The 19,741-nt window shown below is 38.8% G+C and carries 21 protein-coding genes; 8 read left to right on the forward strand and 13 right to left on the reverse strand.

Translation table 11 applies throughout. From position 1 onward, the window contains the following. Positions 1–6: 6 nt before the first annotated feature. The 6 genes from pstB to J7E81_RS15745 all read right to left on the reverse strand — a co-directional run bounded on the left by pstB (position 7) and on the right by J7E81_RS15745 (position 7,189). Positions 7–798 (reverse strand): phosphate ABC transporter ATP-binding protein PstB, encoded by a 792-nt coding sequence (pstB, locus tag J7E81_RS15720; RefSeq protein WP_251028704.1) that lies wholly within the window; start codon positions 796–798, stop codon positions 7–9. Positions 799–845: 47 nt separating this feature from the next. Further along, positions 846–1,733 carry a phosphate ABC transporter permease PstA gene (gene pstA / locus J7E81_RS15725; protein WP_215043637.1) on the reverse strand — a complete coding sequence of 296 codons (888 nt, stop codon included), beginning with the start codon at positions 1,731–1,733 and terminating at the stop codon, positions 846–848. Further along, the gene (gene pstC / locus J7E81_RS15730; RefSeq protein ID WP_215043639.1) at positions 1,733–2,653 is read right to left on the reverse strand and encodes a phosphate ABC transporter permease subunit PstC; all 921 of its coding nucleotides are present in this window, start codon (positions 2,651–2,653) and stop codon (positions 1,733–1,735) included. Before pstC ends, pstA begins: the two co-directional genes overlap by 1 nt. A gap of 288 nt (positions 2,654–2,941) precedes the next feature. Then, positions 2,942–5,044 carry a peptidoglycan D,D-transpeptidase FtsI family protein gene (locus tag J7E81_RS15735; RefSeq protein WP_215044390.1) on the reverse strand — a complete coding sequence of 701 codons (2,103 nt, stop codon included), beginning with the start codon at positions 5,042–5,044 and terminating at the stop codon, positions 2,942–2,944. Between the two features lie 211 nt (positions 5,045–5,255). Continuing rightward, positions 5,256–6,473 carry an MFS transporter gene (locus J7E81_RS15740; RefSeq protein ID WP_215043641.1) on the reverse strand — a complete coding sequence of 406 codons (1,218 nt, stop codon included), beginning with the start codon at positions 6,471–6,473 and terminating at the stop codon, positions 5,256–5,258. Between the two features lie 107 nt (positions 6,474–6,580). After that, the gene (locus tag J7E81_RS15745; protein ID WP_215043643.1) at positions 6,581–7,189 is read right to left on the reverse strand and encodes a superoxide dismutase; all 609 of its coding nucleotides are present in this window, start codon (positions 7,187–7,189) and stop codon (positions 6,581–6,583) included. Between the two features lie 368 nt (positions 7,190–7,557). Between J7E81_RS15745 and J7E81_RS15750 the strand changes: the two genes are divergently transcribed. Beyond that, positions 7,558–8,253, forward strand: coding sequence for a Crp/Fnr family transcriptional regulator (locus J7E81_RS15750; RefSeq protein ID WP_215043644.1), 696 nt, complete (start codon positions 7,558–7,560; stop codon positions 8,251–8,253). Positions 8,254–8,320: 67 nt separating this feature from the next. Here the strand turns inward: J7E81_RS15750 and J7E81_RS15755 are convergent, their stop codons facing one another. Next, entirely contained in the window at positions 8,321–8,803 is a 483-nt protein-coding gene (locus tag J7E81_RS15755) for a DUF456 domain-containing protein (protein WP_215043646.1), read from the reverse strand. Positions 8,804–8,948: 145 nt separating this feature from the next. Between J7E81_RS15755 and J7E81_RS15760 the strand changes: the two genes are divergently transcribed. The 3 genes from J7E81_RS15760 (at position 8,949) to ispG (ending at position 11,426) form a co-directional block, all read left to right on the forward strand. Further along, entirely contained in the window at positions 8,949–9,716 is a 768-nt protein-coding gene (locus J7E81_RS15760; RefSeq protein WP_215043648.1) for a DUF1189 domain-containing protein, read from the forward strand. 84 nt (positions 9,717–9,800) lie between these two features. Next, positions 9,801–10,130: a hypothetical protein gene (locus tag J7E81_RS15765; RefSeq protein WP_215043650.1), complete on the forward strand. Its 330-nt coding sequence runs from the start codon at positions 9,801–9,803 to the stop codon at positions 10,128–10,130. Between the two features lie 117 nt (positions 10,131–10,247). Further along, entirely contained in the window at positions 10,248–11,426 is a 1,179-nt protein-coding gene (ispG, locus tag J7E81_RS15770) for a flavodoxin-dependent (E)-4-hydroxy-3-methylbut-2-enyl-diphosphate synthase (RefSeq protein ID WP_215043652.1), read from the forward strand. A 194-nt stretch (positions 11,427–11,620) separates the two neighbouring features. Here the strand turns inward: ispG and J7E81_RS30595 are convergent, their stop codons facing one another. Continuing rightward, a complete protein-coding gene (locus J7E81_RS30595) occupies positions 11,621–11,977 on the reverse strand; it encodes a DUF4190 domain-containing protein (RefSeq protein WP_374104058.1) in 357 nt (118 codons plus the stop codon). Positions 11,978–12,307: 330 nt separating this feature from the next. On the opposite strand from J7E81_RS30595, the gene J7E81_RS15780 reads away from it, so the two are divergent. Then, positions 12,308–12,904: a 5' nucleotidase, NT5C type gene (locus tag J7E81_RS15780; protein ID WP_215044391.1), complete on the forward strand. Its 597-nt coding sequence runs from the start codon at positions 12,308–12,310 to the stop codon at positions 12,902–12,904. 15 nt (positions 12,905–12,919) lie between these two features. Here J7E81_RS15780 and zur read toward each other — a convergent pair whose 3' ends face one another. Genes zur through J7E81_RS15795 form a run of 3 tightly spaced genes read right to left on the reverse strand, consistent with a single transcriptional unit; the run spans position 12,920 to position 14,951 of the window. After that, positions 12,920–13,333, reverse strand: coding sequence for a zinc uptake transcriptional repressor Zur (gene zur / locus J7E81_RS15785; RefSeq protein ID WP_215043654.1), 414 nt, complete (start codon positions 13,331–13,333; stop codon positions 12,920–12,922). Beyond that, entirely contained in the window at positions 13,330–14,181 is an 852-nt protein-coding gene (locus J7E81_RS15790; protein ID WP_215043656.1) for a metal ABC transporter permease, read from the reverse strand. The genes zur and J7E81_RS15790 overlap by 4 nt, the downstream gene beginning before the upstream one ends. Next, on the reverse strand, positions 14,178–14,951 hold the full coding sequence (locus J7E81_RS15795; protein ID WP_215043657.1) for a metal ABC transporter ATP-binding protein: 774 nt from the start codon (positions 14,949–14,951) through the stop codon (positions 14,178–14,180). The genes J7E81_RS15790 and J7E81_RS15795 overlap by 4 nt, the downstream gene beginning before the upstream one ends. Positions 14,952–15,118: 167 nt before the next feature. On the opposite strand from J7E81_RS15795, the gene J7E81_RS15800 reads away from it, so the two are divergent. Next, positions 15,119–15,376, forward strand: a complete 258-nt coding sequence (locus J7E81_RS15800) for a DUF2624 domain-containing protein (protein ID WP_215044393.1) — start codon at positions 15,119–15,121, stop codon at positions 15,374–15,376. 29 nt (positions 15,377–15,405) lie between these two features. Here the strand turns inward: J7E81_RS15800 and J7E81_RS15805 are convergent, their stop codons facing one another. Then, positions 15,406–16,299 carry a deoxyribonuclease IV gene (locus J7E81_RS15805; protein WP_215043659.1) on the reverse strand — a complete coding sequence of 298 codons (894 nt, stop codon included), beginning with the start codon at positions 16,297–16,299 and terminating at the stop codon, positions 15,406–15,408. 22 nt (positions 16,300–16,321) lie between these two features. Beyond that, the gene (locus J7E81_RS15810) at positions 16,322–17,638 is read right to left on the reverse strand and encodes a DEAD/DEAH box helicase (RefSeq protein ID WP_215043661.1); all 1,317 of its coding nucleotides are present in this window, start codon (positions 17,636–17,638) and stop codon (positions 16,322–16,324) included. Between the two features lie 257 nt (positions 17,639–17,895). Here J7E81_RS15810 and J7E81_RS15815 point away from each other — a divergent pair, with 257 nt between their 5' ends. Both J7E81_RS15815 and J7E81_RS15820 read left to right on the forward strand, forming a co-directional pair. Further along, positions 17,896–18,540 carry a YqfQ family protein gene (locus J7E81_RS15815; protein ID WP_215043663.1) on the forward strand — a complete coding sequence of 215 codons (645 nt, stop codon included), beginning with the start codon at positions 17,896–17,898 and terminating at the stop codon, positions 18,538–18,540. 186 nt (positions 18,541–18,726) lie between these two features. Continuing rightward, positions 18,727–19,677, forward strand: a complete 951-nt coding sequence (locus J7E81_RS15820; RefSeq protein ID WP_215043665.1) for a 4-hydroxy-3-methylbut-2-enyl diphosphate reductase — start codon at positions 18,727–18,729, stop codon at positions 19,675–19,677. Positions 19,678–19,741 lie beyond the last annotated feature (64 nt).

The following is a 19,741-nucleotide window of genomic DNA, read 5'->3' on the forward strand; positions in this document are numbered from 1 at the left end:
ACCCCCTTATCCGAATCTTCCAGAAATATATTCTTCAGTCTTTTTAACGGAAGGATTGGTAAAGATTTTTTCAGTAGAATCGATTTCAATTAAATCTCCATTTAAAAAGAACGCTGTTTTATCGGAAATACGGGAAGCCTGCTGCATATTATGTGTAACAATAATAATCGAATAATCCTTTTTCAAGTCAACAATCAGCTCTTCGACCTTTGCATTGGAAATGGGGTCTAATGCGGATGATGGCTCATCAAGGAGCATAACTGCCGGCTTCATTGCAATCGTCCTAGCTATACAAAGACGCTGCTGCTGCCCGCCTGAAAGTGAAAGAGCAGATTTATAGAGTCGGTCCTTTACTTCATCCCACAAAGCTGCTTTTTCTAGACTTTCTTGTACAATATCATCAAGCCGGCTTTTCTTTTTAATGCCGCTAAACTTCAATGCATGGGTAATATTTTCATAGATAGATTTTGGAAACGGGTTAGGCTTTTGAAATACCATACCAATTTCTTTCCTTAATGCGACTACATTGATTTGGTCGGATAAGATATTTAGGTCTTCATAAAGAATTTCACCTTCAGCTCTTGCTCCTGGAATTAAATCATTCATCCGATTAATACTTCGCAAAAATGTTGACTTCCCACAGCCAGACGGTCCAATTAATGCAGTTACAGCATTTTTCTCTATATCCATTGAGATACCATTTACGGCACGTTTTTCCCCATAAAATATTTCTAAATTATTTACTTTTAAAATATTTTCCATTGGGAACGGGACGGTTGTTTCAAATGTTTGTTCCATAGATTCCTTTTCCAATAGAGTCGTAACCATCCATTTTCACCTGCCCTTTATTTAGTTGCTGTAATTTTTTTATGAATCAATCTGCCAATCCATCTTGCTAAGAGGTTAAATACTAAGACTGAAATAACCAGCACGGCGGCAGAACCATTTGAAACTTCTTCAACGTCAGGAATTAGCCCCTGTGTATTGACCGACCAAATGTGTACAGCGAGTGTTTCGGCAGGACGAAAAATATTTAATGGCGACTGATCAGAAAATGGATTCCAGTTGGCATAATCAAGCCTTGGTGTCGATAGACCAGCTGTAAATAACAAGGCGGCCGCTTCACCAAATACCCTTCCTGCTGCTAGAATGGCACCAGTTAAAATGGACGGAAATGCACTTGGTAAAATAACCGTTTTAATTGTGTGCCAATGCGTAATCCCTAGGGCAAGACTTGCCTCTTTTAATTCGCGGGGAACAGCACGAATCGCATCCTCACTCACCCGTACAAGCACTGGAAGATTAAATACCGTTAATGCTAAAGCACCGCCCAAAATCGTATAACCCCATCCGGTTAAATTAACGAACATTAATAAACCAAACATCCCAATAACAATCGATGGCAGAGAAGCAAGGACCTCAATACATGAACGGATCATATCGGTGACCTTCCCCGGTTTTGCATATTCCGCCATATAGATTCCACCACCTACACCAAGTGGAACGGTAATTAACATCGTTATAAATAGAACGTAGAAGGAATTAAATAATTGATCGCGAATTCCTCCCCCAGCAAGTACATTACTTGAAGGTGTTGTTAAAAAATGAAGTGAAACATGTTTTAGGCCGTTCACTAAAATATAGGAAAATAGTCCAACTAAAATAGAAATAATTATAATGGCAATCGCTACAAATACTCCTGTAGCTAATCGGTCAGCAGTTTTGCTATTCATTACAGCTTCCTCCTCGATGATAGATAACGGATTAGGAGAATAAACGCAAACGACATAACTAATAAAATAAGACCCATCGACCAAAGTGTGTTATTTTCAACACTTCCGTAAGTGGTGTGTCCCATATTTAAGGTAATAATGGTCGTTAAAGTTGCTGAAGCATCCAATAGGCTTGTTGGTATATCACGAACGTTACCGATTACCATTTGGACAGCTAAAGCTTCTCCGAATGCCCTTGCCATACCTAAAACTACGGCAGTCAACAAGGTGGGCAAAGCAGCCGGAATAAGAACCTTGCGGATCGTTTGCCAACGTGTTGCCCCAAGAGCATAGGACCCTTCTCGTAAACTTTTTGGTAATGAACTCATTGCGTCTGTCGCAATGGTCGTAATCGTTGGTAAAATCATGATGGATAACACAATCGTCCCTGAAAGCAAACTAAATCCTAATCCGCCCACATGTTCTCTGATAAAAGGAACTAATACTGTAAGCCCGATGAATCCATAAACAACAGATGGAATTCCAACTAAAAGCTCAATGATTGGTTGTAATATTTTTCGTCCCCATGAAGGTGCAATTTCTGTCATGAATATCGCACCGCCAATTCCCAATGGTGCCGCAACAATTGCTGATAAAAAAGTAACAGCAAAGGAACCGAAGATAAACGGTAATACCCCATACTCTGGATTAGCTTTATCGGTAGGATTCCAGTGGACACTGGTTAAGAACTCAATAAAATTAACACCATTCTTAATAAATGATTGCAGCCCTTTTGTACCAAGGAAGATGGTAATCGAAATGGTGGCAGAGATCATAATCACCGCGCACAGTAACACAAGAATCTTTCCACGAACTTCTCCATCCATCCGATTTTTTCCGGACTTTAACAATCTTTCCCTAGCAGGTACGATCTTTTCCATTGCAGCAACACCCCTATATACGTCATAAGAGGGTAAATGCAGTTCCACACTTACCCAGTTATTCAATTAACTATCAACTTATAAATCTTTTTAATTTCCTTCCGTATCACGTTCTACTTTCATCCTTGTTCCTGTTTTCTCTTACATATACAAGCATAAATCCTAAGTGTAAACGGAGTTTTAATCGTATGTAAAGGTTTTGTAAATCTATGTTTAGATATTGTAAAGTTGAAAAAAATAAAAAAACCACCTGTCTAATTAATGACAGGTGGCTATAAGAATATAAATCTATTGTCCCGTTTGTTGCGTATTTTGAGTAGAATCTGCTGTATTTTGGTCTGCTTGCTGTTCAGAACCTGAAACACCATCTGTTAGTTGACGTGTTTTCTTCAAGTCAAAATAGGCATTCAATACTCGGCGCCCAATTGAGGAGTTGATACTTGGACCACTATTACCTGAATATGCCCAAGGCACAACGACAGCAATGGCAACTTCCGGGTTAGTTGACGGTGCAAAGCTAACAAGGCTTAAGTTCATTACTGCTGTACCACGTAAAGATTTAACAGAACCATCATAAAAGGCTTGAGCCGTTCCGGTCTTTCCAGCAGGGCTGTATGGTGCACTTCTAAAGGCGCTAGTTGCCGTACCATCTCCAACCTGCATAACCATTCGGAAACCTTCTTGGACCCGTTTAATCCAAGCATCCTTCATATCGAGACGATTTAATACCTTTGGTTCTATTTCTTCAATAATCGGTCCTAACTTATTACTATCCATTACTGGTTCGCGAATTTCTTTGACTATATGAGGCTGGACACGATTACCCCCATTAGCGATCGTTGAAACGTATTGAGCTAACTGCATCGGTGTGTACGTATCATACTGACCAATAGCAAAGTCAAGAAGTTTACCCGGAATATTCTCTTGTCCTTGGAAACCGCTCATTTCATTTGGAAGGTCAATTCCTGTTCGTGTTCCAAGTCCAAATTGGCTAAAAGATTGCCGCATCGTATTAAAGGTCTTTGCAGTTTCCATATTGAGCGTACCATGCGGCACATACTTTCCATGCGCCATTGCAATAACGGTTTTCCACATATAGACGTTGGAAGAAACCTGTAAGGCTCTTAGATCATTAATAGAACCAAAGGTTTTCCATGATTTCTTTATAGGAGTATTTTTAATCACTAACGGTTCATCTAGTTGGTAGGAACCCGGTTTAATCGCACCAGTCTGATAACCAGTTAAAATGGTAGCCCCTTTCACCGCTGACCCCACGTTATAGGAGCTGGTAAAAGTACCACTAGCATAGTCTTTCATAACCGTCTTACCATTACTATCCTTACCAATTAGCTTTCCGGCCATCGACAATATTTCACCTGTATTAGGATTGGTAACAACGACAAAGGCACGATCCATAACACCAGTATTAGGTTTGCTTTTAGCAGACCACATTTCTTCTTCAATAATCTTTTCAACCTGCTGTTGAAGCTGCATATCAATCGTTAAGACTAGGTCGTCCCCTCGCTTCCCTTCCGAAACAACCTCGGTCGAAAGGACTTTCCCAGCTTTGTCCGTGACAGTCTTCACTTTTGCCTTCTGGCCATGGAGAACATCTTCATATTTTAATTCTAGATAACTTTTCCCCACGCGGTCATTTCGGCTGTAACCATGAGCGAGATACTTATCTAATTGTTCTTTCGGGATCCCAGCTTCAGAGGAAGTCACATCCCCTAAAATAGATTTCAACGTATCACCAAATGCATACTCACGTTTCCAGTCTGTGGTTGTATCAACGCCAGGCAGATTTTCTAGATTTTCACTGACGCTGGCAAATTCTTCTGCAGTTACGTCTTTATTTTTAACAATTTGCGGGGTTAATGCATAACCACTATTGAATTTGCTATAGATGGCAAGTGTCTCAAGGGTTTCACCTTGAATGCTGTTAATTTCCTGATCAGTCACCCGGTCCAGCTGTAATTGATAAATTTCCTTATCATCTAATTTTTTCTGATTATATAAGGCCCACTCTTTTTTCGTAATTTTTTTCTTGGCTTCCTTTGGATGTTTCATTATCCAAAAATCCTTTTTGTCACGCACCGGAACTTTGGAGGTATCCATCGAGATAATCTTTGCTAATTTTGCAGCGGTATCCAGCATTTCCTTTTGTGTCACATTTTGACTTTTTGTATAGGTAATCGCATTTAGCGGACTATTATCTACAATTGTGCTGCCATTACGGTCATACATTTTCCCTCTCGGTACGGGGTTATTCACAGTAATATCTTCGGTTCGTTGGATCTCACGTTTAAAATCATCACCAAAGACAATTTGCAGTTCTCCAAGACGAAGAATAAGAACAGAGAAAAGGATAAATACAACAAAAAACACCATATTTAAACGAAACGGGACATGTGTTTTTTTCTTCTTCTTTTTAAGATTCAAGATCTCTATACACTTCCTTTACCAAAGCTTACATAACTTTCTTTATTTTAAAGGATAATGTCCTATTTATCTATGAATAACCCTTACCAATTTTGTTAAAAATCCTGGACCAAATTGTTTCATGGCTACAAAAAAACGATGAGTAGTAAACTCACCGTTTTTATGCTGCAGGTATTTGAACTCTTCGCATGAACAAATAAATTAATAAATGACCTGCACCTAAAAAGAATAACAGAATTGGAATACTTTGTTCTTCATTAAACCAAGTAACTGCTGCAAGAAAAGCTAAAATCGAAATAATCCTGCCGAGATTAAGGTAAATTTCCCGGACAACAATATATTCTATCCTCATTTCTGCTGCCTTCCATCCTGACCCAATCACATCATATGTAGTTGAACTATAAGGGACAAACAATAGTGGATACGCTATTGCAATCATCCCTCCATATAATAATAATTTTACAAAATTCAAATCCCAAATAATTAGCATAACTGAAGCATAGAGGATAATCCCACCAATTAGAATGGCTTTTTTACGAAATTTTTTCTTTATCAATCGTGACGCAAAATAGTAAGCAACAAAGGATATTCCGGAATTAATCAAACCAAATGTCCCTAAAGACATTTCACTTCCGGTTGAAATGTAGACAAAAACAGAGATAACAAAAGCAAAGGTCCCCTCGCGTAACCCCTGAACAAAATGAGCATTTGTCACAAAACGCCAATTTTCGTTTTGTTTCCTTTCCTCAATAATCCGTTTAAAGCAATACCGGCCGGAAGCAGGCCTCGGTTTTAGTGAAAAACTCATAAACACTGCCAGACCAAATAATGCTAGTGACAATCCAAAAACAAACGAATATCCGGTAAATTCTTCAAATTTTGTGATGATAATACCTGCTGCAATTGGGCCAATCATGCCGCCTGCGGAGGATAATATCCCTAAAAATCCATTAAAAAAATCCCTGGTCTCTGGTTCGGTAATTTCAAAGGTCAACACATTATAAGCTAACCAATAAAAGCCATAACCAATTCCGAGCAGTCCACCTAATAAAAGTAAGTAAGTAGAAGCATTTGTGCCGGTAATCAATACAGCTAGATAAAACAATGCTAACGAAATGACACCAATTCGCAGTACGATCACTCTATCGATTTTTTTCGCCCACCGCCCCGCCAAGATAAACGTTATCGGCTGCAATACGACTATTGAGAGGTTATATAGGGCAATATCGGAATACTGTCCCGTTTGCTTCCAAAGATAAATATTCACAAACGTGTTAGATAAAGCAACACTCAATGAATACAGTCCGCCAATGATCAGCAAAAGTGATAAATCCTTCGTTAATTCTACGTCACCCAAAATCTTAAATTTTTTTGCCATAAAAAAAACTCCCCTTTGTCATAAGGGTAGTCTTTATCTAGGATAGGGTTCTTATACAATTAAAATAAATGAAAAAAAGACAGCTAATGCTGCCTTTTAAATACTCATTACTTCGCTGAGTTATAACGCTTTGAAACTTCATCCCAGTTAACAACATTCCAGAACGAAGAAATGTAATCAGGACGTTTGTTTTGATATTTAAGATAGTAAGCATGCTCCCAAACATCAAGGCCAAGAATTGGAGTTTTACCTTCCATTAATGGAGAGTCTTGGTTTGGAGTACTAGAAACTTCTAATTCACCATTGTTTACAGATAACCAAGCCCAGCCAGAGCCGAAGCGTGTAGTTGCTGCTTTTGCAAACTCTTCTTTGAAATTATCGAAGCTGCCAAATTTGCTAGTGATTGCGTCAGCCAATTCACCAGTTGGGGCACCACCGCCATTTGGAGAAAGAATTTGCCAGAATAAAGAGTGGTTAGCATGCCCACCGCCATTATTGCGCACAGCTGTACGTGCAGATTCTGGAACCGCATCCAAATTAGAAATAACTTCCTCAACTGATTTAGAAAGCAATTCTTCGTTTCCTGCTAATGCATTATTTAGATTTGTCACATATGTGTTGTGGTGTCTAGTGTGGTGAATATTCATTGTTTCTTTGTCAATATGTGGTTCTAGTGCATCTTCTGCATAAGGTAATTTTGGTAATTCAAATGCCATCATTAATTCCTCCTATGTACGTATTATTTTTTGGGGCTTTAGGTAAGCTTACAACCTTTACGATTTATAAGAATATTTCTAAAGCTTTACTTAAAAGATACCAAAGTTGGTTTTTCCTTTCAAATAAAATGCTTATGCCCAACATAAATACAATTTCCTTTTAACAGATTTTTATACCGATAAATAAAGGGAAAAATTTAAAGCCTAACTATTATTCGAAAAATTGTCATGATTCATCAAACTAGCATCCTGTCAACGATTTTTGTCATACCACGGAAAAACAATTCCAAATCAGCTTCAATGCCTTATTGACAGGTTGTTATTTAAGGATTTTAATCAATTTGAAGGGGTAAAAAGGAGGGCCAAATATGCAAACTACAGGCATTTCAATTTATACTTTACTGGTACAATTTTTCCAAAAAAATGAGCCAGTCCAAAAGGTAAAAGCGGGAACCGTCCTTTTTCACGAAAAAGATCCCGTAGAATATATCTACTTAAATCTAAAAGGAAGTATTGCACTAGGCAGGGTTCATTTACGCGGAAAGGAATTTATTTTAAAAGTCTTGGATGACAAGGAATTAATTGTGGAGTATCAGCTTTTTAAGCCAAATCCCCACTATCAGTTTTTCGCCAAGACTCTGTCTGACTGTGAATTAATTGCTATAAAAAAAGAACAATTTGAAGAATTTATAGTAACGGACCCTGAAGCGATGATTGCTTTGGTTGAATGGTTAAGCACTGGTTACTTAAAGTCCCAAATGAAGTGTCAGGACTTAATTATGAATGGCAAAAAAGGTGGTTTATTTTCCACCCTGATCCGGTTATCCAAAACTTACGGAGTTAAAACGGAAAACGGTATATTAATTGACTTGCCCTTAACCCATCAGGAACTTGCCAACTTAACCTATGGAACTAGAGAAGTGATCCAACGTGCCTTAAAAGAACTCCGGGAAAAAGACATCATTCTATATGAAAATCAAAAATTCACGATAAAGAACTTAGCATATCTAAAAATGGAAGTGGATTGCCAAAACTGTCCGAGCGAAATTTGCGGGATTAATTAACAGCTTAAAGTGTCTAGCAAAGAAGCTGAAGCCGAAACACTAAGCCACCTGGTCATCAAGTGGCTTTTTATCGTACAAGGATAAAAAAATAGCCTACCATTATGACTTGAATAATGGTTTTTGTGATTACACTGCTTATAAATCCAATGACCGAACCAAATCCTACTTTCACACTCTCAGTAAATCCTCTTCTGTTCACTATTAGCTCGGCTGCAATCGCCCCAATAAACGGACCAATTAAAATTCCGAAAATAGGAATAACAAACGGGCCTGCTAAAATACCGATCGTACTTCCCCAAACCCCCGCCTTGGAGCCGCCATACTTTTTGATCCCAATGAGGTTTGCTACATAATCAGCTGCAAACAATAATATGACAAATAAACCTTGGATAAGCCAAAATAACCAACTAAAAGGCCCAAATGAAAAGAAGACACCGTACAGTATAAATCCTGCCAGCAGAAATAACACACTCGGAATAATCGGGTACACCAGGCCAACAAAAGCAATAATAAAAAGAATACTTATGATACTCCAATAAACAATTTCCATCGTCCCCATCCTTCTTTATTCTTATCTATTTTACGGTTTACCCTCAAAATGGTTTCATTAACCTCTACATTCTTGTATATCTCAATGACTCAGGCTACAATAGAATGTGTGTCTTGTTATCATGTTTCATTAAAAGGTGGTTATTATGAATATCTTCAAACAATTTTATAAAAGTATTTATTCCCCAAGGGATATTGCCCTATTTCGTTTTCAAGGGATTGGAAAAACGATTCTATATGTATTTTTCTTAACCTTCATCTCCATCCTGCCATCTATTATTTATTTTAGTACCGCGCTCATAGAGGGAATTGACGCTGCAAAAACAATTATAAAAGACGAAGCTCCTTCTTTCTCCATTAAAAATGGACGGCTTACAGCAAAAACAGAAGTGCCAGTTACAATCGATAAAGACAACTTTACCATTATTATTGATCCTACTGGTGCAATATCTGGAGATGATGTAGCGGATGAAGGAAATGCTTTCGCATTATTGAAGGATGGGTTTGCATTGTCCTCCGGCGGCAACGTTGAGACCTATCCATATTCGATGATGAATGATATACATATTACCAATAGCGACCTGCTAAATTTTGTTGATACGATCGGCGGAATGAAAGGGATTATTATTCCTGTTGTATCACTGTTCATTTATATTTTCTCAAGCGCAGCTAGTTTTATTGAGATATCTGTTTTAGCCTTTATCGGGCTTGCTTTAAAAGGAAATCGTAAGCTTAATTACCGGCAATTATGGAGAATGGCAGCTTATAGTGAAACTTTGCCAACCTTATTCTTCACCATTATGGCCGCTATTCAAACTATAGTTCCGAACAGTTTCTTAATTAATTGGTTTGTAGTTATCATTGTGTTATTCCTGGCTATTAAGGAAGTCCCGAGACCAAAAAATGCAAACTAAACGTCCTTAAACGGACGTTTTTTGGTCTAATTTAATGTGGACAAGCATACGAATGTACAAACATTCTTTCTGGAGGCTTGTCCCATGAAAAAACTATTCGGCATTCTACTAGGAATCTTAGTCCTATACGTCATTTATTACGATCTAACAGTTGGCACTCTTCCAACCTCCACCCCTAAACCTGTAGACGCAAAAGTTGAGCAAAGCACCCCGTCTAAAACAGATTTACCTTCTTTTGATGCAGAAGTAAAACCAGGTGATACAGTGATTTCCATTGTTGAGCATAGAATCAATAAATCACTTCCTGTTCCCATCCCTGACTTAATCGAGGACTTTCAAACATTAAATGGAGGTAAGTCCCCTGAAAAAATTCAAATTGGCTCTACATATCATTTTCCTGATTACTCAAAATAAAGAGGATATATCGTAAATCTTGTCAAAAATAGCACATGGCTGATACAATAAGATGAACCTCCAAGCAGGGGCTATTCATACTTCTGCTTGGGAGAACATTCGAGTGTACTGACCGTTATGACGGCAATAGATCGAATTTATTCAGATTCGAATCCATATTTGAAGGAGAGCGAATTACACGTGAGTGAAATTATACATCGCACCAAAACCCGGCCCATTAAAGTAGGAAATTTAACCATTGGCGGGAGCAATGAAATCATTATTCAAAGTATGACTACAACGAAAACGCACGATGTGGAGGCGACCGTTGCAGAGATTAAACGCTTGGAAGAAGCAGGCTGTCAAATAGTCCGGGTTGCATGTCCAGATGAACGGGCTGCAAATGCCATTCCAGAAATCAAGAAAAGAATTAATATCCCTCTTGTAGTCGATATTCATTTTGATTATAAATTAGCACTTAAAGCCATTGAAGGCGGTGCTGATAAAATTCGAATTAACCCAGGGAATATCGGTAAACGTGAAAAGGTTGAAGCAGTTGTAAAAGCAGCGAAAGAACGTGGAATCCCGATTCGAATTGGAGTAAATGCTGGATCTCTAGAAAAGAAAATTCTTGAAAAATACGGATATCCGACAGCTGATGGTATGGTAGAAAGTGCCCTTCACCATATTAAAATTCTCGAGGATTTAGATTTCCACGATATTATTGTCTCGATGAAGGCATCTGATGTTAACCTAGCTATCGAAGCTTATGAAAAAGCCGCACGCGCTTTCGATTATCCATTACACTTAGGTATTACTGAATCTGGGACACTTTTTTCCGGTACAGTTAAAAGTGCGGCGGGATTAGGTGCGATTATCAGTAAAGGGATAGGAAATACATTACGGATTTCTTTAAGCGCCGACCCTGTGGAAGAAGTGAAAGTCGCACGCGAGCTTTTAAAGGTATTTGGACTTTCTTCTAATGCAGCAACATTAATTTCATGCCCAACCTGCGGAAGAATTGAAATTGACCTGATCAGTATCGCAAATGAAGTTGAAGAATATATTTCAACCATAAAAGCTCCGATTAAAGTATCAGTATTAGGCTGTGCTGTAAATGGTCCTGGCGAAGCACGGGAAGCGGATATCGGAATTGCCGGTGCTCGTGGTGAGGGATTATTGTTTAGGAAAGGTGAAATTGTCCGCAAAGTTCCAGAGGCACAAATGGTTGAGGAACTTAAGAAGGAAATTGATCAAGTCGCTGAAGAATATTTCCGCAAAAAGGCAGAAGAAGAAAAGTTGTTAAATAAAAACTAACCGCAAAGAAACCCGGTATGAATGCCGGGTTTCTTTTTGTCTGTCTGTCTGTCTAGCTCCAGCGCCTAGCCCCTCGAGGTCATAAGCCAATCCGACCAAAAGGTTAAAAAGCAACCTTTCGGCCGGCTTGGCTTATGCTTGTCGGGGCTGAACAAGGCGCTTGCGCTTTTCTTAGCTCCTATGCAGCAGTACTGTTAAAAGAACGGAAGAATAAAGATACCGACAACAATTGATATGGCTCCAATACCAATTGCCCATGCACCAAGACCTTGGGCACCTCTACTCCTCGCTACAAACCCTAACACAATACCTGCAGCACCAAATAGTATAGGCATTACAAACAGTGATAAAATCGATAACGCTAAGGCAAGGGTACCTATCCCTGTTCCTGCGGCAGCTCCAGCTTTCTGCTGCTGCTGCGTATTGTTTTGATTTTTCCTTAGTGCAACAGGAACAGGTGCAGCAATTTCAGCTGCCGATTCTTCTCGGTATTGAGAAGATCTGATCGGAACGGAAGCACCAATCTCAGGAGTATTCTCTGACTTCTTCAAGGAATAAGAAGTGCTAATTGGTGCAGCTACTTCTGAAGCGGTTTCTTCCCTATATGAGGAAGGAGAATTGGGTATATCTTCTCCAATTATTGGTCCTCGAAGAGCTTCTTGCACTTTCGTGTCTCGTTCATCTGCCATCCTAATCCCTCTCTTTCAGTTATAGGAGCATTTATTAGTGTGGACCACATGACGGTTTTTAGTATGTCAATGTTTGTCTTAAATAGGGATTTATTTGAAATAGCGGAATGTAACTTTTTAAATTAATCCTTTATTGTTGGCCTGACTTTGGTAAAATAAAAGGAGAACTTACATCAAACGAGGGTGAAGAATATAATGAAAAGATTTGGTATAGATATAGATGGCACCGTAACCTCTCCCACCTCCCTGATTCCTTTTATTAATAAGGCCTTTAACTTAACTATCTTATATGAGGATGTAAATAAGTATGAATTGACCCCGTTTGTTAATGTACCTGAACAGGAATTCGCAAAGTGGTTTACCGAAAATGAACCGATTATTTACGAAGGTTCACCGCCTGCACCTGGTTCCATTGATGTACTAACGAGATGGAAACATAAACATGAATTATTTTTTATTAGTGCACGAGGACCTCATTTGCTCGATGTAACGGAGGAATGGTTTTTCAAGCATGGGCTTACGTTTCACCATATTGAGTTGATCGGTTCACACGATAAGGTGGAAACTGCCAAGAGGCATAATATTGATCTTTTTTTTGAGGATAAACATGATAATGCGGTTATGATTCATGAGGAGTGCCGTATTCCGGTTATTCTCTTCGATACTCCCTATAATCAGGATCCCCTGCCAGAAGGCGTTATACGTGTTAAGAATTGGCGTGAGGCCTATCATTGGGTAGAAACCTGGCTAAAGAATCAAAAACCAGTACGTAAAAAACAGCTTGTGTAACCCACAAGCTTTTTTTTAACAACAACAATCCGGACAACGTCCATATATTTCGAATTTATGCCCAGAAATATCATATCCCTTTAGATTTTCACTTAATCCCTCCATGGGACAGGTATCGATTTCTTTGGTTTTTCCACAATCTAAACAGATAAAATGATGATGATGATGGTTTCTGGAACAAGTAAACCGGAAATGTTTTTCCCCGGATAACTCTGTCATTTCTAAGATCCCCATATCGACAAATAGAGATAGGTTACGGTAAATGGTATCAAAGCTTAAACCTGGATAATCTTCTTTTAATAAATCGAGGACATCTTTAGCCGTTAAATATTTATCATTATCTGCAAATAATTGCAGCATATCTTCTCTTTTTCCTGTTTGTTTAAATCCATTTTCCTTTAGGTGCTGTATGGCTTCATTAACATTCACTTAGCTCCTCCTCCTAATCGACTGGTCATTTTTTTATAAAAGATTGCCATTATTAAGATGAGAACCGCGAGCATAACAATCGTACCCCCGGGTGCAAGATCCAGGTAATAGGCCGTAAAAAGTCCGCCTAAGACAGAGAGTTCACCGAAGAGAACCGATAAAAAGATCGTTTGTTTGAACCCCTTGGCGATGCGAATACTGGCCGCAACTGGAAGTGTCATTAAAGAGGAAACCAACAAGATTCCTACAATTCTCATCGATGCAGCAATCACAAGGGCTACCATGACAATAAAGATGAAATGAATACTTTTCGCAGGTATTCCTGAGGCTTTGGCATGTTCCTCATCAAAAGAAAGTAAAAATAGCTCTTTATACAATAAAATAATTACGACTGTGACAAGTATACTTATAACCAATATAACCCATAAATCGGTCCGGCTGACAGCAGAGACACTGCCAAATAAATAACTATACAAATCAGTATTAAATCCATTGGCAAGCGAAATAAAAATGACTCCAAGCCCAATTCCGCCTGACATAATAATTGGAATCGCCAGCTCTTGGTATTGCTTATAAACGCCTCTTAGCTTTTCAATAAACAATGAGCCGCCTACAGAAAAAACCATTCCCATATAAAGCGGGTTCAAACCCGCAAGCATAGTAAATTTGTTCTCAATAAGCAAGCTTGCAGCAATGCCTGCCAAGGTAACATGACTTAAGGCATCAGCAATTAATGATAACCTTCTGACGACGATAAACACTCCTAGCAAAGGGGCTAGGATTCCAATCAAAATCCCTGTTAAAAACGCATTTTGTAAAAATTCATAATGAAAAATACCTTCAATCAATTTCTAACGCCTCCATGTTCATGGTTATGGGCTAACACGTGTACATCATGACCATAAACCTTAGACAACCCATTCCTGCTAACTTGTTCAAATTCCTCTGTATTACCATGAAAATGCAAATGTTTATTTAAACAAGCAACATGTGTAACCTTATCGGAAATGGTGCCTATATCATGGGTAACCAATAAAAGCGTAATCCCCCTGCTCTTATTTAAGTCGCCTAGCATCTCATAGAACGAATGAACATTTTCCGCATCCACGCCGACGGTGGGCTCATCCAAAATCAAAAGCTTCGGTTCACTTACCAGTGCACGGGCAATAAATACCCTTTGCTGCTGACCTCCGGACAGTTCTCCAACATTTCGATGGCTAAATGCCTTCATCCCCACTGCGTCTAGTGCCTCCATTACCCTCTGCCTATGTTCCTTTTTAAAGAAGGTAAATAATCCCAACTTTTTGGTTAATCCGCTTGAAACCACTTCAAAAACAGTAGCTGGAAATCCAGTATTAAAGGAATTGGCCTTTTGCGACACATAACCAATTTTTTGCCAATCTTTAAATTTACTTATTTCCTGACCAAATAAAAAGATGTCCCCTCTTTGCAGCTTTAATAAACCTAATATTAATTTTAACAAAGTAGATTTACCTGAACCGTTAGGGCCGACAATGGCCAAAAAGGATCCGTCTGGGACAGTAATCGTAATATCTTCAAGAACACTTTCTTTTTCATAACGGTAAAAAAGATCTTTTATTTCAATATTAGCTTGCATGGTCCACACTCTCACTTTTAATTATCAGAATGATTCCGATTTAACTTCAAGTAGTATACAATAGGACTTCCCAATTGTAAAGGCAAAGAAACTTGGTCAATCCCCATTATAATCCATTGTCACACTCTATCCTCATCTTCATACATTAGCATGGAGGAGTGATGAGGGTGAAAATATTTGAAAGCATCATTAATCATAAAATTAACACAATTACAGCAGAAGAGCTTATAAAGTATGCAAATCAGTTTAATATTACGATCAGTAACCAACAGGCAAACAAGATCTCCGAATACTTAAGAGGGAAAAACATTAATATTTTTGATACAACACAACGGTCCCAATTGGTAAAGCAAATAGCAAAAGCAGCTGGACCCGAAACCGCCCGAGAAGTTAATAAGCTATTAGTTGAATTTACGAAAAAATAAAAAAGCTGTGCCGAAGCACAGCTTTTTCCTTATCCTTGCATTATTTCATCTAATAAGTTTTCGTTAAACTCTTGCTCCCTGAGCATGTTGATTTCAAACTTATAAGGCGGTTTTTTATTATTTTTATCTTCGCCAACAAAAGGAGTCTCCAAAATCTTTGGGACTTCTGTTAATTGAGGATGATGAACGACATAATTTAGGGCTTTAAATCCAATATGACCAAATCCGATATTCTCATGGCGGTCTTTTCTCATCCCCACTGTGTTCTTACTATCATTGATATGAAGGACTTTTAGTTTGTCTAAACCGATAATTTTATCAAATTCATTTAGAACACCGTCAAAGTCGTCTACAATGTTATAGCCGGCATCATGTGTATGACAAGTATCAAAGCAAACTGACAACCTGTCGTTAAAATTGACACCGTCCATAATCATCGCTAGTTCCTCAAATGATTTTCCACATTCAGAACCTTTTCCTGCCATCGTTTCGAGCGCAATTTGAAGCTGTTCCTTACCTGTTAAGACTTCATTCAAGCCTTCGATGATTTTTTTTATGCCAAGCTCCGTTCCCACCCCGACATGGGCACCCGGATGAAGAACAATTTGTTTCGCCCCAAGTGCCTCTGTTCGTTCAATTTCACTGCGAAGGAATCTTACTCCTAATTCAAACGTATCCGGATTAGTTGTATTTCCAATGTTTATGATATAGGGAGCATGCACGATTATATCTGTGATCCCGTTCAACTCCATATGTCTTCTTCCTGCTTCAATATTCAGATCTTCAATTTTCTTTCTTCGGGTATTTTGCGGTGCACCCGTATAAATCATAAAAGTATTAGCACCATAGGATACTGCTTCCGCACTGGCAGCAAGCAGCATATCTTTGCCGCTCATAGATACATGTGAGCCAATTTTCAACATCCCATTCTCTCCCTTTAGATGATTATTTCTTTCTCTTCTCTATCTTCCGCTGCCGTTTTTTTATTTTATCCATTTCCCACTGCATTTTCTTTTTATAGCCTGGTTTTACCTTTTGTGGTTTTTTAACAATTGATTTCGCCGTTCGATCAGCCTCATCTTCTTTTCGTACACGGGTTTTCCGTCTATTTCTATCGTCGATCTCTTCAATTCCTTCATTTTTGAAATCAACATGTTTAAATTGAATGCCCATTTTTTCCAACCGGTTTAAAGCGTCCTCATCGGAGCTTTCATAAATCGTGAGGGCAATTCCAGAATTACCTGCGCGTGCTGTTCTTCCCACCCGATGAATATAAAAATCCAAATCAGTTGGAAGTTCATAATTAATGACATGGCTGACCCCTTCAATATCAATCCCTCTAGAAGCAAGATCGGTCGCAACAATATACTGATACTCCAAGTCCTGTATTTGTTTCATCATTTTTTTTCGTTCACGGGGGTTTAAATCGCCATGAACTCGTCCGACTTTTAAGCCTTTATCATTTAAGAAATAGGCAACCTCTTCTGCCATCTTCTTCGTATTGGTAAAAACAATCGCTAGATATGGATTGTAGGCAAGCAGTGCATCATGGACAAGCTGCTTTTTATTGCGATGCCTTGATGGTAACAGATAATGCACTAAGTTCTCAGCTGCTTTTCTTTTTGAATCAATCTGAATGGTTTTAGGATTTTCCATATATTTCTTTAAAAATGGTTTTAATTTTTCAGGTATCGTAGCTGAAAAGACCAACATTTGCAATTTCTCTGGCATTTTGGCAGCAACCTGATCGACATCTTCAATGAATCCCATATCAAGCATCATGTCAGCTTCATCAACTACAAGGATTTTGGCTGTATGGATAAATAATGCCTGTTCCACCATAAGATCTTTAATTCTGCCCGGGGTACCAACCACGATTTGCGGTTGAACCTTTAATTTTTCAATTGTTCTTAGCTTATCGGTTCCTCCGATATAGCATCTAGTCATAATTTGCTGATCAGGACTGCAATGTTCGGTAACTTTCAAAATCTGGTGGTAAATTTGTGAAGCTAATTCTCTTGTTGGTGCGGTAATGACTGCTTGAACCTCTTGACGGTTTGGATCTATTCCCTGCAGAATCGGCAAAGCATAAGCAAATGTTTTCCCTGTCCCGGTTTGGGATTGACCAATCGCACTTTCTCCTTTTAACACTAATGGAATCATCCGTTCCTGAATTTCTGTAGGCTCAAAAAAACCAAATTGGTTCAATGCTTCTATAATAAAAGGCTGAAACTTAAAACGCTCAAATTGATTTGCTTTCATAAAATTGCTCCTTATTCTTTTTAATCTTCTTATGGAGTAGTGTTTCCTCAAGTTTAACTTCCTTCTCTATGTCCATCATGTTATTATAGTAAAATTTCTCCTAAATAACCAGTTAACTTATTTTTTTATTCACAGCTTTTACTAATTTGCCAATTTTTAAAACGAAATTAAGTTATTTCCTTGTGTGTAAACCTAAACCAAATTTGGATTTATGCATATTTTAAAGTATGAAGTCATGGTAGAAAGGAGGTTTTGGAATGCAGCCAAGACCAAGAATGCCCTTTAACGGCGGAATGGGACAGCAAATGTTCGGCGGTGGCCCCATGATGGGGTCAGGGGGCACCCCTTCATTCGGTAGAAATCCGATGATGAGGCCTCAAACAGGACCTTTCGGCGGTGGAAACTCAATGATGGGGGCGAGAATGGGAGCCGGATCCGGTCAGATGGGAAGAGCCGGAGGCGGAATGCTCTCAAAACTACTCGGAAGAGGTACACAAGCAAGTACTCCTGGCGGACTTATGGGAATGGGAAGGGCCGCAGGAAGCGGCGGCGGCGGCTTACTTCAATCCTTAAGCAATCCTGGGGGGTTAACAGGAATTTTAAATAATACCCAGCAAGTGTTAAAAACAGCACAAACAATTGGACCAATGATCCAACAATATGGCCCTATGGTTAAGAATATACCTGCGATGTGGAAGCTATATCGGGGCTTTAAAAATGCTACAAAGGACAGTGAGTCATCCACTAAGAAATCAAAAGCAGAATCAGTCACGGAGGAATCTTCTAGCAGTGAAAGTTCGGAATCCGGACATTCTAAACAGTCGGCAACCCAAAAAGGAAGCCAAAAGTCACGCTCTCATCAGTATCAAAAAGGAAGTTCAATCCCGAAAATGTATATTTAAAACACTTGAATGCTGAAACCCAGCATTCTTTTTTAATTAATCCTACAGGAAAAATGTATCTTTGTATTCTATCTATTAGTTTTATATAATAAATACATAGACTTACAGAAAAGCCTATTGATTCAGGGAAAAGAACGGATTGCTGATCTAATAAAAAGCAAAGTTCATGTAGGAGGACTTTAAAATATGCAAATCATTAAAATATCACCACGCGGTTACTGTTACGGTGTCGTCGATGCCATGGTTATTGCAAGAAATGCTGCTTTAGATAAATCATTGCCACGTCCCATTTACATTTTAGGGATGATTGTTCATAACAAACATGTTACAGATGCGTTTGCAGAAGAGGGTATTATCACCCTTGATGGTAATAATCGCATGGATATTCTTAATAAAGTTGAATCGGGTACGGTTATTTTCACCGCCCACGGCATCTCTCCGGAAGTACGTGAGCTTGCAAAGAAGAAAGGACTAGTAGCGATTGATGCAACCTGTCCTGATGTAACTAGAACACATGATTTGATAGAGGAAAAAACCAAACAAGGATATCAAGTTATTTATATAGGTAAAAAGGGACACCCGGAGCCTGAAGGTGCGGTTGGTGTTGCACCAGATATGGTTCATTTAGTGGAAACTCCTAATGATGTTGAAGCATTAACCATTCAAAGTGAACACCTTATTGTTACGAACCAAACTACCATGAGTCAGTGGGATGTTGCCGATACTATGAAGAAAGTAAAAGAAAAATATCCGCATGTCGAGGTCTATAATGAAATTTGCCATGCAACGCAAATCCGCCAAGAAGCCGTTGCGGACCAAGCAACTAAAGCAGATGTAACAATTGTTGTGGGCGATCCAAAAAGTAATAACTCAAATCGTCTTGCACAAGTTTCGGAGGAAATTGCTGGAACACGAGCATATCGCATTGCCGATATAACAGAATTAGAAATTGATTGGTTAAAAGATGCCAAAACTGTGGCCGTAACGTCGGGTGCTTCAACACCGACCCCTATTACCAAAGAGGTAATCACATTTCTTGAGCAATTTGATCCAACGAATGAATCGACTTGGGAGCGCCGTAAACAAGTTCAATTGAACAAAATATTACCTAAAGTTAAAAGTGCTGACAAAGCGTAAGAAAAAACGCTAAGGACTTGTCCACTGTAACTATTTAATAGAAAAAGAACCGTGTCCTATAAAG

The organism is Bacillus sp. ISL-18, from assembly GCF_018613415.1.
Classification (GTDB): domain Bacteria; phylum Bacillota; class Bacilli; order Bacillales; family Cytobacillaceae; genus Neobacillus.